The following is a 13,796-nucleotide window of genomic DNA, read 5'->3' on the forward strand; positions in this document are numbered from 1 at the left end:
CGAGATGAAGGTTCTGGTCACCGGAGCGGGTGGCACGCTGGGGCGGGCGGTGCTGCCCCGGCTGCGCGCCGACGGGTTCGAGGTGCGGGCGACGAGCCGGCGTCCCCGGCACGACCCGGGAGCGGACTGGGCGGTGGTCGACCTGGCCACCGGGGCCGGGCTGGACGAGGCGGTGACCGGCGTGGACGCCGTGCTGCACCTGGCGTCGTCGCCGAACAGCCGGCACACCCACCGGGTGGACGTGCTCGGCACCCGCCGGCTGGCACTCGCCGCCGGCCGGGCCGGCGTCGGCCACCTGGTGTACGTCTCGATCGTCGGCGTCGACCGGGTTCCGCTGCCCTACTACCGGCACAAGTTGGCGGCCGAGCGGGTGGTGAGCGCCGGCCCGGTGCCGTGGACGGTGCTGCGGGCCACCCAGTTCCCGCCGTTCCTGGACTCGCTGCTGCGGGCGTCGAGCCGGCTCGGCCCGGTGATCGGCGACCCGGCGGTGCTCGCCCAGCCCGTCGACCAGCACGAGGTGGCCGGCCGGCTCGCCGAACGGCTCACCGCCGGCCCGTCGCACGGCATCGAGGAGTACGCCGGTCCGCAGGTGCTCCGCTTCGACGAGGCGGTACGCGCCTGGCAGGCGGCGCGCGGCTCGCACCGTCCGCTGCTGCCGATCCGGTTCCCCGGCCGGCTCGGCCGGGCGCTGCGCGACGGCGGCCTCACCACCACCGCCACCCCGACCGGTACGCGCACCTGGGCGGACCACCTCGACCACACGTACGGGCGAATCGGCGCAAGATGAGGCCCGTACTCGTTCACGTTCGCCCTACCGTGACGGCATGTTCACCCTCGTCGCCACCGTGATCCTGTACGTCTTCGGCTTCGTCTTCCTCTACGGCGTGATCCGGCTCGCCGTCCGGCACGGCATGGAGGACCTGGAGGCGCGCCGCCCGCAGGTCCTGCGGACCGCGCAGAGCGCCACCGCCGACGACGCCGCCTTCATGCGGCAGAACGCCTTCCTCGGCGGCAACTGACCGCGTCACCGCCGTCGCCGGGCTGCCGTCCATCGTCCGGCCGCTGTCGGGTCGTCGTCCGCATCGGCCGTCGTCCGCGTCGGGTCGTCGGCGTCCGTCGTCGGCCTGGGTGCCGCCCACGACGTGCGGTGGGCGCGGTCCGACGGGCGGATCGGGGGGACGGGTGCGAGGATCGCACCCGTGATGGGGACGCTGAAGACCGAACCTGCCCGGGCCCGCCTCGACCTGCTGGCACCGCCGGTCGCCGCCGCGTTGGAGCAGTGGCCGGCCGACGCGCCGATCGACGTGGACGACGTGCTGGTCGCCCCGATCGACCCCGGCCTCGCCGACACGGCCGCCTTCTGCGAGGCGTACGAGGTGGGGTTGGAGGTGTCGGCGAACTGTGTGGTGATCGCCGGCAAGCGGGAGGGCGGGATCCGCTACGCCGCCTGCATCGTGCTCGCCACCACCAGGGCCGACGTCAACGGGGTGGTCCGCAGGACGCTGGACGTGCGCAAGGCGAGCTTCGCGCCGATGGACGACGCGGTCGAGCTGACCGGGATGGAGTACGGCGGGATCACCCCGATCGGGCTGCCGGAGTCCTGGCCGATCCTGGTCGACTCCCGGGTGATCGCCGCCCCGCACGTGATCGTCGGATCCGGCGTACGGCACAGCAAGATCGCGATCCCCGGGCCGGCGCTCGGCGCCCTGCCCGGGGCCACGGTGATCGAGGGACTGGCCCGGCCGGTCCAGTGACTCACCGGCGTCGATCTCGTTTCATGTGAAACAGTCCCGACGTCGGTCCTTACCGCCAAGGGTCAGCCCGCCTCGCGGCTACCCGACCCGTCAGGACACCTCGCGGCGGTCGACCTCCCGGAGCGCGGCGAGCAGCGTCTCCGGCTCCTGCGCGCCGGTCACCGCGTACCTGCCGGCCAGCACGAAGGTCGGCACGCTGCTCACGCCGAGCTGGTGGGCGGCGGTCAGGTCGGCGGCCACCTCGCGCCGGCCGAGGTTCGACTCCAGGTGCTCCCGGGTCTCGGTCTCGTCGAGGCCGACGGAGACGGCGAGCGCGACCAGGGCGTCCCGCGAGCCGACGTCCACGCCGTCGGAGAAGTGCGCTCGGTAGAGCGCCTCCACGACCTCCCCGGACCGGCCGCGCTCGGCGGCGAACCGGACCAGGCGGTGCGCCTCGAACGTGTTGACCTGCACCGCGCGGTCGAAGCGCATCTCCAGCCCCACGCCGGCCGCGACCTGCGTCACCTGGGCGGCCATCGCCTCGGCCCGCTCCCGGCCGCCGAACTTGTCGGCCAGCGCGTCGACCAGCGGACGCGGCTCGGTGACCGGCGTCGGGTCGAGCTGGAACGGCCGGTACGTGACGGTCACGTCGCCGTCGTACGACTCCAGCGCCTGCTCCAGCCGGCGCTTGCCGATCCAGCACCAGGGGCAGACCACGTCGGCGTAGATCTCGATCTCCATGATCGAGGTGAACGCCCAGCTCAGGACGCTTGTTCCCGGACCTGGCGCTTGAGTCGGGCGAGGATCGCGGTGCCACCGCGTACGCGCAGCGGGCTGATCGCCTGGGCCAGCCCCATCCGCTGGTAGAGGTCGTCCGGCACGGCCAGCACCTCGTCGGCGCTCGCCCCGGCCAGCCCTTCGGCCAGGATGCCGGCGAAGGCCCGGGTGGTCGGCGCCTCCGGCGGGCAGTCGAAGACCGTGCTGACCGTGCGGTCGGGCTCGACGGTCGCGCGGAGGAAGAAGGCGGTCTGGCACTCGGGGACCTGCTCCAGATCCTCCCGGTCCGTCCCGGCCGGCAGCGGCGGGATGACGTCGGCGTACTCCAGCAGCAGTTCGAGCACCAGGTCCTTCGGCGCGGCGGCGAACTCCTCGACGATCTCGGCCAGCTTGGTCGGCATCTCGGGCATCCCGCCAGGCTACCGCCGCCCGCGCCGTCCGCCGGCCCGGTCCGACGCCGTCCGCCGCCCCGGTCCGACGCCGTCCGCCGCCCCGGTCCGACGCCGCCCGTCGCCCCGGTCCGACGCCGTCCGCCGGCCCGGACCGCCGGCAGAGTCCGCCCCACCGGCCGAAACGCCGCCCCCGGACCGGCGACCCCGCCGGCGCACGCGACGAGTCGGCCCGGCGACCCCACCGAGGAGGGGTACCGGGCCGTCGTCGTGGTGCCCCACCGGATCGGCGGGGGTGGCGCAGGTCTCAGGTGCTCGGCGACGCCTCGCTGATGTCGGCGAGCGCCGAGGTCGGATCGAGCTGCATGGCCAGGTCGCCCAGGGAGACGATGCCGACCAGCTTGCGGTCGCTGTCGCAGACCAGCACCCGCCGGATGTTGCGCTCCCGCATCAGCGAGGCGGCCTCGGCGGCGGTGCAGTGCTGCTCGATCATGACCACCTCACGGGTGATGATCGAGCCGATGGTGGTGGTGCCCGGGTCGCTCCGCTCGGCCACCGCGCGGACGACGATGTCCCGGTCGGTCAGCATGCCGGCGAGGGTGGCGCCGTCGGTGACCACCACGTCGCCGATGTCCGCCTCCTTCATCACCCGGGCCGCCTCGTCCAGGGTCGTCTCCGCCGGCAGGTAGACCACCTGCTTCGTCATCACGTCGCTGACCCGATACATGAGAGCCTCCACAACACCTCGGTCGATCCCGCTGCGGTACCCCGTGGCGCGATCGCTACACCCCGGCGCGGCGTGCCGCGCGTACCTCTGTGACCAGTCGCTCGACCAGCCCGTCGAGCGGCAGTTCCGTGCGCTCGCCGGTGGCCCGGTCGCGCAGTTCGACGTACCCGTCGGCGAGCCGGCGGCCGACCACGACGGCGCGTGGGATGCCGATCAGCTCGGCGTCGGTGAACTTCACCCCGGCGGAGACGTTCACCCGGTCGTCGACCAGCACCCGCAGGCCCGCGTCGGCCAGGCGTCCGCCGAGGTCGAGCGCCGCGTCGAGCTGCGGCCCCTTCCCGGCGGCGACCACGTGTACGTCGCACGGCGCGACCGCCGCCGGCCACACCAGACCCCGCTCGTCGTGGTGCTGCTCGGCGATCGCGGCGACCGCCCGGGAGACCCCGATGCCGTAGCAGCCCATGGTGGGCCGGACCGGCTTGCCCTGCGCGCCGAGCACGTCGAGCGTGAAGGCGTCGGTGAACCGGCGGCCGAGCTGGAAGATGTGCCCGATCTCGATGCCCCGCCGCATGGTCAGCTCGCCGTCGGCACAGGCCGGGCAGGGGTCGCCGGGGCGCACCTCGGCCGCCTCGATCGTGCCGTCCGGGGTGAAGTCCCGGCCGCAGACCACGTTCGTGGCGTGCCGGCCCGGCTCGTTCGCCCCGGTCAGCCACGCGGTGCCGGGGACCACCCGCGGGTCGACCAGGTAGCGCACGCCGAACTTGCCGAGGATCTGCGGGCCGAGGTAGCCGCGGACCAGCTCCGGGTGGGCGTCCCAGTCCTCGAAGATCGCCACGGTGGCCGGGTGCAGCGCCGCCCCGATCCGCTTGAGGTCGACCTCCCGGTCGCCCGGCAGCCCGATCACCAGCAGCTCGGCCGTCTCCGCGCCCGGCCGGCGGACGGTCAGCACCACGTTCTTCAGGGTGTCGGCGGCGGTCCAGTCGTCGCGGCCGGCGAGGCGGCGCGTGGTGGCCAACTCGACCAGGGAGGCGATGGTCGGCGTCTCCGGGGTGTCGTACACCTCGGCGGCGGGCTGCGCGTCCGGGTCGCCGGTGGCCGGCGCGCGGGTGGTCACCGCCTCGGTGTTCGCCGCGTAGTCGCAGGCGGTGCAGGCGACGAAGGTGTCCTCGCCGACCGGCGTGGCGGCCAGGAACTCCTCCGACGCCGAGCCGCCCATCGCCCCGGACATCGCCCGTACCGTCGTGTGGTCCAGCCCCAGCCGGTCGAAGATCCGCCGGTACGCGGCCCGGTGCCGGTCGTACGACGCCTGGAGCCCGGACTCGTCCAGGTCGAACGAGTAGGCGTCCTTCATCAGGAACTCGCGCCCGCGCAGCAGCCCGGCGCGGGGACGGGCCTCGTCGCGGAACTTCGTCTGGATCTGGAACAGCGTCACCGGGAAGTCCCGGTACGACGAGAAGAGGTCCTTGACCAGCAGGGCGGCCATCTCCTCGTGGGTCGGGGCGAGCAGGTGCTCCGCGCCCTTGCGGTCGGCGAGGGTGAAGATGTCGTCGCCGTACTCCGTCCACCGGCCGCTGGTCCGGTACGGCTCCGCCGGCAGCAGCGCCGGGAAGTGCACCTCCTGGTCCCCGATGGCGGTCATCTCCCGCCGGACGATCTCGGTCACCCGGTCCAGCACCAGCTTGCCCAGCGGCAGCCAGGTGTACCCGCCGGGCGCGGCGCGACGGATGTAGCCGGCGCGGACGAGGAGCCGGTGGCTCGGCACCTCCGCGTCCGCCGGGTCCTCCCGCAGGGTCCGCAGCAGCGCAGTCGACGTACGAAGCAACATCCGCGCAGCGTACGACCGGCACGGCCGGGCGGACGACCCGTTTCGGTCGATGCCGGGCCGGATACCGTCGGCCCGGCGGCAACCCCGCAGCCCTCGACTGACGTCTGGAGGGTCGTCGACGACCAACAGCAAAGGAACCGACCCGGTGTGGACCCCCTCCTGACTGAGTTCGACTCGTTCGTCCGTGCCCGCACGCCGGCGCTGCTGCGTTCGGCGTACCTGTTGACCGGGGACCAGCACCTGGCCGAGGACCTGGTGCAGTCGGCGCTGGCCCGTACCCACCGCTCGTGGGGCCGGCTGCACGACACGGGCAACGCCGAGGCGTACACCCGCAGGACCATGTACCACCTCCAGGTCTCCTGGTGGCGACGCCGACGGGTGCGTGAGTCGGTGACCAGCGAACTGCCCGAGCCTCGGCGGGACGGCGCCTCCGACCACGCCAGCCAGACCAGCCTGCGGATCACCCTTCGGGGCGCGCTGGCCCGGCTCTCCGCGAAGCAGCGCGCCGTGCTGGTGCTGCGCTTCTTCGAGGACCGCAGTGAAGCCGAGGCCGCCGAACTGCTCGGCGTCACCGTCGGCACCGTCAAGAGCCAGACCTCCAAGGCGCTGGCCAAGTTGCGCGTCGTCGCACCCGAACTCGCCGAGCTGTACGTCCTGGAGGGAAGCGCCCGATGAACGACCAGCGTCTCCGGCTCGACCTGGCCGATCTGGCCGAGGAGGTCACCCCGGTCGACCTGCGGGACCGCGCCCTGCGGACCTCCCGCCGGCTCGGCATCCGGCGGGCGGTGGCCAGCTCGGCGGCGGTGGTGGTGCTGCTCGGCGCGGCCACCGGCACCGCCGTCGCGATCCGTCCGGACGCCGGCCCGGCTCCGATGCTGCCCGGCGGCACCCCGTGGGCCACCGCCGGCTCCTCCGCGCCGACGCCCCATCCGACCCCTCCCGCCCCGCACCCGGTGCCGATCGGGCGGGTGCTCTACGCCCCCGGGCCGGACAGCCAGTCGTCCACCGCGCTGACGGCGTGGCAACCCGGAGCCGCCCCCGTACCGCTGATCGACCTGCCCGGCGCCGTGTCCGGGGCCGACGTGGCGGTCTCACCCGACGGCGCACGGGTGGCCTGGCTCCAGGACGCCGGTCTCTGGGTCGCCGGGGTCGACGGCACGGGCCGGCGCAAGCTCCGGGACAGGGTGATGACGGACTGCTGGGGCCCGGCCTGGGTGCCCTCGGTCGACGCGCTCAGCGTCGGCGTGCCACCCGCGCCCGGCGACCCGTCCGCCGTCCGTCGTGGCCTGGTCGACCTGCTGACCGGCGAGGTCGCGACCCTTCAGGTGGAGGGTCGCGCCTGCCACCCGGTCTGGTCGGCCGACGGCCGGGTCCTCGTGTACGCGGATGCCGACGGCGCGGTGGTGGTGGCGAGCCCGATCGGGGAACGGCTCCGCCAGGTGCCGGGGCTGGGCGGGAGCGCCGGCTGGAACAGCTACGACGTGGCCAGCCTGTCGCCGGACGGCTCCCGGGTCGCGCTGCTGCGCGTCGGCGCGGGGCAGGACGCCGGGGACCCGGCCCGGGACCTGACCGCGAACGTGGTGCTGGACACCCGGACCGGTGAGGTCGTCGACCTGCCGTTGGACGGCCGGCGGCTGCTCCAGGCCTACTTCCGGTCCGACGGCTCGCTGGTGGCCCGGGTCGAGGCGGCGGAAGCCACCCACCTCGTGCTGGTCGGGACCGACGGGCATCGGATCACCGAGGTCGTCGAGCCGGCGGCGTTGCGGCGGCAGCAGATCCTCGCCGTGGTCGGGTGATCCGAGTCCGGGTCCGCCCGCCGATGTCGGACAGTGGTCGCCGTCGGCGGCAACCTCCCGGCCGTGGAACCCGTCAGGAGGGGTGACAACCATGTCGGATCCCGGAGGCGAAGACCATGACCATCGAGCTGACCGACCGGGCCGCCCGCCCCGCCCCGCCCCGCCGGGGTCGGCACGCGATGACGGGTACGGTCGCGCTGCTGGTGCTCGCCGTCGGTCTGTCCGACCTGTCCGGGGTACGCCGACCCGCCGCCACCCCCACCGCCGGCGTCGGCACGGGTGCCCCGAGCAGCACCGCCCCACCGCCGCCGGCCCCCGCCCCGTCCGTTCCCTCCCCACCCCGGGTGACCACGTCGGCCGTCACCCCGGTCGGTCCACCGGCGGCGCTCGGCCGGCTCTTCTACGTGCCCTCCGAGCAGGTCGCCGGCCGGGAGCGGGTCCGGTTGCGGTCCTGGCGGCCCGGCGAGCGACCGCGCACGCTGACCGAACTGCCGCAGGTCGCCGCGCTCGCCAACGCCAGCGTCTCCCCGGACGGCCGCCGGATCGCCTGGGTGGACCCGGGACGGGCGGCCACCCTCTTCGTCGCGGACGTGGACGGATCGCGCAGGCGCACGCTGGCCCGACACGTGGACGCGTACTGCGTGACCCCGACCTGGGCGCCGGACTCCCGGCGGCTGCTGTTCCGGGAGGCCGACCCGCTCGGCACCCCCGGCCGGTTCGGGGTGCTGGACACCGCCGGCCGTCGTACCCGGGTGACCTGGTGGGACGCCGAGCCGCAGGGCTGCCACGCGCTCTGGTCCGCCGACGGCCGGACGGTCGCCATGAACAGCGCCACCGGGGTGACCCTGTACTCGGCCGACGGCCATCGCCCGCGTCCGGTGCCGCACCTGTCGGGGCCGTCGGTGTGGCGCAGCGCGCACGTCGCCAGCCTCTCCCCGGACGGCTCCCGGATCGCGCTGACCCGGACCCGCCCGCACGAGCAGACGGGCGATGTCGGCCGGCTGCTCACGGCCAACGCGGTGCTCTGGACCCGGGACGGGCGGGAGGTGTCGCTGCCGACCGGCGGCCGCGAGCTGCGGCAGGTGTTCTTCCGGCCGGACGGGTCGGCGGTGGTGCGGGTCCGCGCGGGCGCCGGGCACGCGCTGCTGGTGGTCGGGCGGGACGGCCGGAAGGTCAGCGAGGTGGCGGAGCCGGCGGAACTGCGCGGCATGCAGATCGTGTCGGCCTGACCCGAATTCGTTCGACAGGGCGACCATCGAGGACGATCGTCGGCGGTATGCAGGACAACGTCTGGGACGCCGACACCGCCCGCCGTTACGACACCCCGGGCATCGGCATGTTCGCGCCCGAGGTGGTGGACCCGGCCGTGGACCGCCTCGCCGCGCTGGCGGGTGACGGACGGGCTCTCGAATTCGCCGTCGGGACCGGCCGGGTGGCCGTCCCGCTCGCCGCGCGGGGGGTGCCCGTCACGGGCATCGAGCTGTCCCGTCCGATGGTCGACCAGCTCCGGACGAAGGTGGACGAGGCCACCGTGCCGGTGGTCGTCGGCGACATGGCGACGGCCACGGCGCCGGGGACGTACTCGCTGGTCTACCTCGTCTACAACACGATCTCGAACCTGCTCACCCAGGCGCAGCAGGTGGCCTGCTTCCGTAACGCCGCCCGTCACCTCACCCCGGGCGGCCGGTTCGTGATCGAACTGTGGGTGCCGGAGCTGCGCAAGCTCCCACCGGGCCAGCAGGCCACCGTGTGGCTCTCCGAGTCCGGTTACATCGGCCTCGACACCTACGACGTGCTGCACCAGCACGTCGTCTCCCACCACTTCCACTTCGACGACAGCAATCAGGCCCAGTTGTTCCGCAGCCCGCACCGCTACATCTGGCCGGCTGAGCTGGACCTGATGGGTCAGCTCGCCGGGTTCGAGCTGGAGAGCCGGCACGCGGACTGGGCGGGCGCGGACTTCACCGCCGACTCGCGTTCCCACGTGTCGGTCTACCGCCTCCCCTCCTGACCGACCCCCCCCGTTTGCGGCGAGTTGCGGTGTCACGAGTTCCGGGACCCCGCGACACGCCGCAAACGGGGGATCGGTCGGGCGGCCGAGCAGGCCCGGCCCTGCGACGAGCGGGGGCGTCAGCGGCAGCCGGTCACGATCACCTTGTTGCCCGAGGTGTTCGCACCGTGCACGGTGTTGGCCGCGGTGCTGCGCATCACGGAACAGACGCCGCCCTCGATCCGGATGGTCTTGTTCTTCACTCCGTCCTTGAACACGTAGAGCGGGCCTGCCTTCATGCCCGGGTTGACCTTGCGGGTGAACCCGTCGCCGACGATCCGGATGGTCCGACTGTCCGCCTCGGTGCCGCCCGCCCAGGAGAAGACGCCCTGGTTGTAGTGGTTGGGCGAGTTCGAGATGACGGTCAAACCGTCGAGGGTGGCGGTGCCACGGCCGTAGTCCCCCCAGGCCATCTGGATCGGCGCGCCGTTGCCGTTGTGCAGGATCGTGGTGTCCCGGATGGTCAGGTCACCACCGTAGAGCTTCACCGAGTCGTCCCAGGTGTCGATGAAAGAGTTCTCGATGGTCGAGTCGGCACCGCCGCTGAATCCGTCCGAGTTGTTGTGGTACCCGTCCCGGTCGTCGATGTAGCGCATACCGGTCATCACCACCTGGGCCCTCCTGGCCCACATGTGGTAGAAGCGCGGATTGATCGAGGTGTAGTTGCGCAGCGTCAGCTTGAACGTCGCGTCGGTCGAGACGCCGGCCCGGCTGAAGTCCTTGACGTGCGGGCCGTTGCCGGTGAGCCGGGAGGTCTCCGCGTTCTTCCCGGAGATGGTCAGCGCCGCGGTGCGGTTCTCCGGAATGACGAAGTTGCCCTTCAGGGTCACCCCGGCGTTGATGACGATCTGCGACCAGGAGTTCGGCACGGTGAACTTGTCGATCGTCCGGCTCGCCGTGAACGTCGCGACTCCGTTGCTGACCGACGGGTTGGCCGCGTTGCCGGCGGGTGCCGCAGCCGACACCGACGGGCTCGGCGCCGGCGGCCTCGGCTGGTCACCGCCGGGCTCGGCGGCGACCTGCCGGACGGTGAAGTTCACCGTACGCTCGACCGCACCCGCCGGACCCACGGCGCGTACGGCGAGGGTGTAGGCACCCTCCTTCGCCTGAGCCGCGTCCCAGCCCGGCACGGTCGCGCCGGTGTTGCCCATGAAGTGGTACGGCGCCTGCCGTTCCGTCCAGCGCACCGAGTCCGGACCGGCCAACGCGAACTCCACCCGGTCGACCTGGCCACTGGTCTGCGCCTCGATCCGCACCGTCCCACTCAGCGTCGCGCCCTCGGCGACACCTGTCACTGCGGTGATCGTGGGTGCGTCGGCGGCGGAGGCGGACGGCACGACCGCCCATGCGCCGCCGGCCGCGACGGCCAACACGCCCGCCAACCCCAGCCGGCGTCGCATTCGGGACATGACCCTCATTCGCTGTCTCCCAACTGCCTGCTCCCCGTGACTCTCGCGGGAAGGTTCGCCGGGAGACACTCCACGGTCACCGGTGGGGTTTCACCGTCGTGCGCGATCTCCGGCGGGCTGCGGGACGTCACGACGGCACCGGCGATCACCCCGGGCCGTCAGGCCATCGTCAGAGCCAGTGGCGCTTGGTGCGGGCGACGAACGCTCGCCAGGTCCGGGGGGTGAAGGTGAGGACCGGGCCGGTGGGGTCCTTGCTGTCGCGTACGCCGACGACGCCGGGCAGGTTGTCGGCCACCTCGACACAGTCGCCCTGGGTGCCGCTGCGGGTGGACTTGCGCCAGGTGGCTCCGGTCAGGTCCATGACGTCACCGCCTTCTTCATCAACCCGGTCGACTGCCGGTGGGACAGCGCCTCACTACGCACGCTCTCCCATCTGGACAGCAGGATAGCCACCTCGTCATCGGTGTCGACCACTACGCCGCCGAGCTGGTGTTCGAGATGACCGACCCATCCGCCGTCTCCTGCGCGTGCCAGGGCGAAGGGGCCGACCAGTCCGACGTGCATCGACACGTCGGTCGGGATGATGTGGATGCTGATGTGCGGACATTCGCTGCACTCGATGAGGCGGGTGATCTGTTCGGCCATGAGGCCGTGAAACCCTTCCTCGGCGCGGCGGAGGACGGCTTCCTCGATGACCGCCACGTACACGGGCGGGTTCTCGCCGGTCAGGATCGACTGGCGGTCCATCCGGACTGCGAGCCGCTTCTCGACCTCTTCGTCACTGATGGTGTTGTCGGTGCGGATCACCGCTCGGGCGTAGTTCTCGGTCTGCAGCAGGCCCGGAATCAGCGTGGGCTGATAGCACCGCATCTGCTGTGCCTGGCGCTCGGCTTCCAGCCAGGGCCGGAACCAGCTCGGCTGCCCGTCCCGTTCCGCCAGCTTGAGCAGGGACGTCAGCAACCCGCCCGTCCCCAGCACCTCGTCGGCCCGCTTGAGGAAGAACCGGTCGAGCGGCCGTTGCCCCAGCTCGACGGCCGACACCTGGGAGCCGGAGAAGTGCACCAGCTTCCCGAACTCCTCCTGACTCAGCTCGGCGTGCAGCCGTAGCCGCCGGAGTTGCGCGCGGATCAGCTCCGCGGTCGGCTCACCTTCCACCCGTCCTCCACGATGTCCCCGGCGTCTCCCCGGTGCCGCCACACGGCCGCCACGGCTGGCCCGGTGCCGCCCTGAGCGGTGTCGATGCCTTCCGACAGTAGTGCCGTTCTCAGCAGACTGTCACGCAGCGGCCACGAGTGGTCGCGGTGGGGCCGCCCGCGAATCCCCGGATGCAGGGGCGGCGCCCTTCCCGTCCGAAGGAGGTCGACGATGCGCAATCCGCTCCGGCGTGCGGACGGAGGCCGCGGATGAGCCTGCCGGTGCCCCGCCTCGGCCCGTACCCCGACCGGCCGCGCGCGTACCCGCCGGGGCAGCGACCGCACCTGCCGATCCGGCCGCTGTGGGTGTGCCGGGCCTGCGGGTCGCCGTGGCCGTGCGCCGAGGCGCGGCTGCTGCTGCGGATCGAGTACGACGACGAGCCGGTCGACCTGGCCGTCTACCTGTCCGGGCTGTACCACGAGGCGTGCCACGACCTGTTCCGGCTCAACCCGTACGACGGTCCGACCCCGCGTGAGCTGTTCGAGCGCTTCGTGGCCTGGGGTCCGTACCGGCGGTCGATCGCGGATCGATGACCTCCGCCACGTTCGGCCGCCGGGTGGCAGCGCGCGGCACCCGGCCGGTGACAGACTGGTCGCCGCAGGCAACGACTGAGGGAGGCGGCGTGCGCTGGCGCAGCTTCGTGGCGGTGGGGGACAGCTTCACCGAGGGCATGGACGACGCGTACCCGGACGGCACCTACCGCGGGTGGGCCGATCTGGTCGCGACCCGGCTGGCCGCCGACGCCGGCCCCACCTTCGGGTACGCGAACCTGGCGATCCGGGGTCGCCTCTTCCCGGCCGTGGCGGCCGAGCAGGTGCCCGCCGCGCTGGAGATGAAGCCCGACCTGATCAGCTTCGCGGCCGGCGGCAACGACGTGCTGCGCCGCAACTTCGACCCGGACGCGCTGGTCAGCCGCTTCGACGAGGTGGTCGGTGAGCTGCGCTCCGGCGGCGCGGACGTGATCCTGTTCCGGTTCGCCGACGTGATGGCCCGGCTGCCCGGCCAGCGCCTGGTCGCCCCCCGCATCGAACTGCTCAACCGGGCCGTCGGCGAGACCGCCGAGCGGCACGGCGCGATCCTGGTCGACCTGTACGCCGACGACACCTTCCTCAACCCGATGCTGTGGAGCACCGACCGGCTGCACCTGTCGGCCGCCGGTCACCGGCGGGTCGCCGCGCAGGTGCTGACCGCGCTCGGCGTCGGCTGCGACGAGGAGTGGCTGCTGGTCCCCGAGAACCCGGCCCCTACGCCGTGGCTCGCCGCCCGCGCCGCCGACCTGCGCTGGGCCGGCCGGCACCTCGCCCCGTGGGTCAAGCGGCGGCTGACCGGCCGATCGTCCGGCGACACGGTCACCGCGAAGCGGCCGATGCTCAGCCCGATCGCCGACTGACGTGCGGACCATCCACGCGGCCACCCTGCTCCGGCGCGCTCCCGACGACGAGCCGGTGGCGGGCCTGGCCGTCCTGGTCACCGACGACCGGATCGAGGCGTGCGGTCCGCTGAACGAGCTGACGCAGGCGTACCCGCAGGTGCGGGTGCGGCGGTGGGCCGGCACCCTCGGGCCGGCGCTGCTGCACGACGGGCCGCTGCCGGCCGCGCCCAGCCCGCGCGAGCGGGTGCACGCGCTGTTCCGGGCCGGGGTCGGCGCGGTGCCGGCGGCGGAGGTGGCCGATCCGGAGCTGTACGCCGCCGCCGTTCGCAACCATGTCGCGGTGCTCGACGTGCCGCGCCCGCCGGTGCTGACGCCGGGCGGGCGCGCGGACCTGGCCGTCTTCGCCGGGGACGGCTCCTGTCTGGCCACGGTGGTCGCCGGCCGGCTGGTGCACCGCCGCGCCTGACGTCGCCGGGCCGACACCGGATGCGGCCGGCGGCACCTCGACGGGCGGCCGGAGTGCT

At 73.4% G+C, this 13,796-nt stretch carries 17 protein-coding genes; 10 read left to right on the plus strand and 7 right to left on the minus strand.

Annotated features, from left to right (window positions below):
* Nucleotides 1–4 precede the first annotated feature (4 nt).
* From GA0070614_RS16040 to GA0070614_RS16050, 3 genes are all read left to right on the plus strand, one after another.
* On the plus strand, nt 5–787 hold the full coding sequence (locus GA0070614_RS16040; RefSeq protein ID WP_088976718.1) for an SDR family oxidoreductase: 783 nt from the start codon (nt 5–7) through the stop codon (nt 785–787).
* Nucleotides 788–824: 37 nt separating this feature from the next.
* Nucleotides 825–1,019 (plus strand): hypothetical protein, encoded by a 195-nt coding sequence (locus GA0070614_RS16045; RefSeq protein ID WP_088976719.1) that lies wholly within the window; start codon nt 825–827, stop codon nt 1,017–1,019.
* Nucleotides 1,020–1,202: 183 nt separating this feature from the next.
* A complete protein-coding gene (locus GA0070614_RS16050; protein WP_088976720.1) occupies nt 1,203–1,754 on the plus strand; it encodes a YbaK/EbsC family protein in 552 nt (183 codons plus the stop codon).
* Between the two features lie 90 nt (nt 1,755–1,844).
* On the opposite strand, the gene GA0070614_RS16055 is transcribed toward GA0070614_RS16050, so the two are convergent.
* From GA0070614_RS16055 to GA0070614_RS16070, 4 genes are all read right to left on the minus strand, one after another.
* On the minus strand, nt 1,845–2,474 hold the full coding sequence (locus GA0070614_RS16055; protein WP_088976721.1) for a DsbA family oxidoreductase: 630 nt from the start codon (nt 2,472–2,474) through the stop codon (nt 1,845–1,847).
* 20 nt (nt 2,475–2,494) lie between these two features.
* Nucleotides 2,495–2,920, minus strand: a complete 426-nt coding sequence (locus GA0070614_RS16060) for a SufE family protein (RefSeq protein WP_088976722.1) — start codon at nt 2,918–2,920, stop codon at nt 2,495–2,497.
* Nucleotides 2,921–3,206: 286 nt separating this feature from the next.
* Complete coding sequence (locus tag GA0070614_RS16065) at nt 3,207–3,626, minus strand: CBS domain-containing protein (protein ID WP_088976723.1); 420 nt, start codon at nt 3,624–3,626, stop codon at nt 3,207–3,209.
* Nucleotides 3,627–3,681: 55 nt separating this feature from the next.
* Nucleotides 3,682–5,451, minus strand: a complete 1,770-nt coding sequence (locus GA0070614_RS16070; protein WP_088976724.1) for a proline--tRNA ligase — start codon at nt 5,449–5,451, stop codon at nt 3,682–3,684.
* A gap of 147 nt (nt 5,452–5,598) precedes the next feature.
* Here GA0070614_RS16070 and GA0070614_RS16075 point away from each other — a divergent pair, with 147 nt between their 5' ends.
* The 4 genes from GA0070614_RS16075 to GA0070614_RS16090 all read left to right on the plus strand — a co-directional run bounded on the left by GA0070614_RS16075 (nt 5,599) and on the right by GA0070614_RS16090 (nt 9,258).
* The gene (locus GA0070614_RS16075; protein ID WP_088976725.1) at nt 5,599–6,126 is read left to right on the plus strand and encodes a SigE family RNA polymerase sigma factor; all 528 of its coding nucleotides are present in this window, start codon (nt 5,599–5,601) and stop codon (nt 6,124–6,126) included.
* Complete coding sequence (locus tag GA0070614_RS16080) at nt 6,123–7,247, plus strand: TolB-like translocation protein (protein WP_088976726.1); 1,125 nt, start codon at nt 6,123–6,125, stop codon at nt 7,245–7,247. Before GA0070614_RS16075 ends, GA0070614_RS16080 begins: the two co-directional genes overlap by 4 nt.
* 116 nt (nt 7,248–7,363) lie before the next feature.
* Complete coding sequence (locus GA0070614_RS16085; protein ID WP_088976727.1) at nt 7,364–8,476, plus strand: TolB-like translocation protein; 1,113 nt, start codon at nt 7,364–7,366, stop codon at nt 8,474–8,476.
* A gap of 47 nt (nt 8,477–8,523) precedes the next feature.
* The gene (locus GA0070614_RS16090; protein WP_088976728.1) at nt 8,524–9,258 is read left to right on the plus strand and encodes a class I SAM-dependent DNA methyltransferase; all 735 of its coding nucleotides are present in this window, start codon (nt 8,524–8,526) and stop codon (nt 9,256–9,258) included.
* 119 nt (nt 9,259–9,377) lie between these two features.
* Here the strand turns inward: GA0070614_RS16090 and GA0070614_RS16095 are convergent, their stop codons facing one another.
* The 3 genes from GA0070614_RS16095 to GA0070614_RS16105 form a co-directional block, all read right to left on the minus strand.
* Nucleotides 9,378–10,592: a hypothetical protein gene (locus tag GA0070614_RS16095; protein WP_157745015.1), complete on the minus strand. Its 1,215-nt coding sequence runs from the start codon at nt 10,590–10,592 to the stop codon at nt 9,378–9,380.
* 283 nt (nt 10,593–10,875) lie between these two features.
* A complete protein-coding gene (locus GA0070614_RS16100; RefSeq protein ID WP_088976730.1) occupies nt 10,876–11,067 on the minus strand; it encodes a DUF397 domain-containing protein in 192 nt (63 codons plus the stop codon).
* Entirely contained in the window at nt 11,058–11,861 is an 804-nt protein-coding gene (locus GA0070614_RS16105) for a helix-turn-helix domain-containing protein (RefSeq protein WP_088976731.1), read from the minus strand. The genes GA0070614_RS16100 and GA0070614_RS16105 overlap by 10 nt, the downstream gene beginning before the upstream one ends.
* A 248-nt stretch (nt 11,862–12,109) precedes the next feature.
* On the opposite strand from GA0070614_RS16105, the gene GA0070614_RS16110 reads away from it, so the two are divergent.
* From GA0070614_RS16110 to GA0070614_RS16120, 3 genes are all read left to right on the plus strand, one after another.
* On the plus strand, nt 12,110–12,433 hold the full coding sequence (locus GA0070614_RS16110) for a hypothetical protein (RefSeq protein WP_088976732.1): 324 nt from the start codon (nt 12,110–12,112) through the stop codon (nt 12,431–12,433).
* An 89-nt stretch (nt 12,434–12,522) separates the two neighbouring features.
* Nucleotides 12,523–13,290, plus strand: coding sequence for an SGNH/GDSL hydrolase family protein (locus GA0070614_RS16115; RefSeq protein ID WP_088976733.1), 768 nt, complete (start codon nt 12,523–12,525; stop codon nt 13,288–13,290).
* Between the two features lies 1 nt (nt 13,291).
* The gene (locus tag GA0070614_RS16120) at nt 13,292–13,738 is read left to right on the plus strand and encodes an imidazolonepropionase-like domain-containing protein (protein WP_088976734.1); all 447 of its coding nucleotides are present in this window, start codon (nt 13,292–13,294) and stop codon (nt 13,736–13,738) included.
* Nucleotides 13,739–13,796: the final 58 nt, after the last annotated feature.

It is taken from the genome of Micromonospora coxensis (genome assembly GCF_900090295.1).
GTDB classification, from domain to species: Bacteria; Actinomycetota; Actinomycetes; order Mycobacteriales; family Micromonosporaceae; genus Micromonospora; species Micromonospora coxensis.

Bases quoted from the DNA above. Each gene is read 5' to 3' on its own strand.
- GA0070614_RS16040 (WP_088976718.1), top strand. From the start codon at position 5: ATGAAGGTTCTGGTCACCGGAGCGGGTGGCACGCTGGGGCGGGCGGTG.
- GA0070614_RS16045 (WP_088976719.1), top strand. From the start codon at position 825: ATGTTCACCCTCGTCGCCACCGTGATCCTGTACGTCTTCGGCTTCGTC.
- GA0070614_RS16050 (WP_088976720.1), top strand. From the start codon at position 1,203: ATGGGGACGCTGAAGACCGAACCTGCCCGGGCCCGCCTCGACCTGCTG.
- GA0070614_RS16055 (WP_088976721.1), bottom strand. From the start codon at position 2,474: ATGGAGATCGAGATCTACGCCGACGTGGTCTGCCCCTGGTGCTGGATC.
- GA0070614_RS16060 (WP_088976722.1), bottom strand. From the start codon at position 2,920: ATGCCCGAGATGCCGACCAAGCTGGCCGAGATCGTCGAGGAGTTCGCC.
- GA0070614_RS16065 (WP_088976723.1), bottom strand. From the start codon at position 3,626: ATGTATCGGGTCAGCGACGTGATGACGAAGCAGGTGGTCTACCTGCCG.
- GA0070614_RS16070 (WP_088976724.1), bottom strand. From the start codon at position 5,451: ATGTTGCTTCGTACGTCGACTGCGCTGCTGCGGACCCTGCGGGAGGAC.
- GA0070614_RS16080 (WP_088976726.1), top strand. From the start codon at position 6,123: ATGAACGACCAGCGTCTCCGGCTCGACCTGGCCGATCTGGCCGAGGAG.
- GA0070614_RS16085 (WP_088976727.1), top strand. From the start codon at position 7,364: ATGACCATCGAGCTGACCGACCGGGCCGCCCGCCCCGCCCCGCCCCGC.
- GA0070614_RS16090 (WP_088976728.1), top strand. From the start codon at position 8,524: ATGCAGGACAACGTCTGGGACGCCGACACCGCCCGCCGTTACGACACC.
- GA0070614_RS16100 (WP_088976730.1), bottom strand. From the start codon at position 11,067: ATGGACCTGACCGGAGCCACCTGGCGCAAGTCCACCCGCAGCGGCACC.
- GA0070614_RS16110 (WP_088976732.1), top strand. From the start codon at position 12,110: ATGAGCCTGCCGGTGCCCCGCCTCGGCCCGTACCCCGACCGGCCGCGC.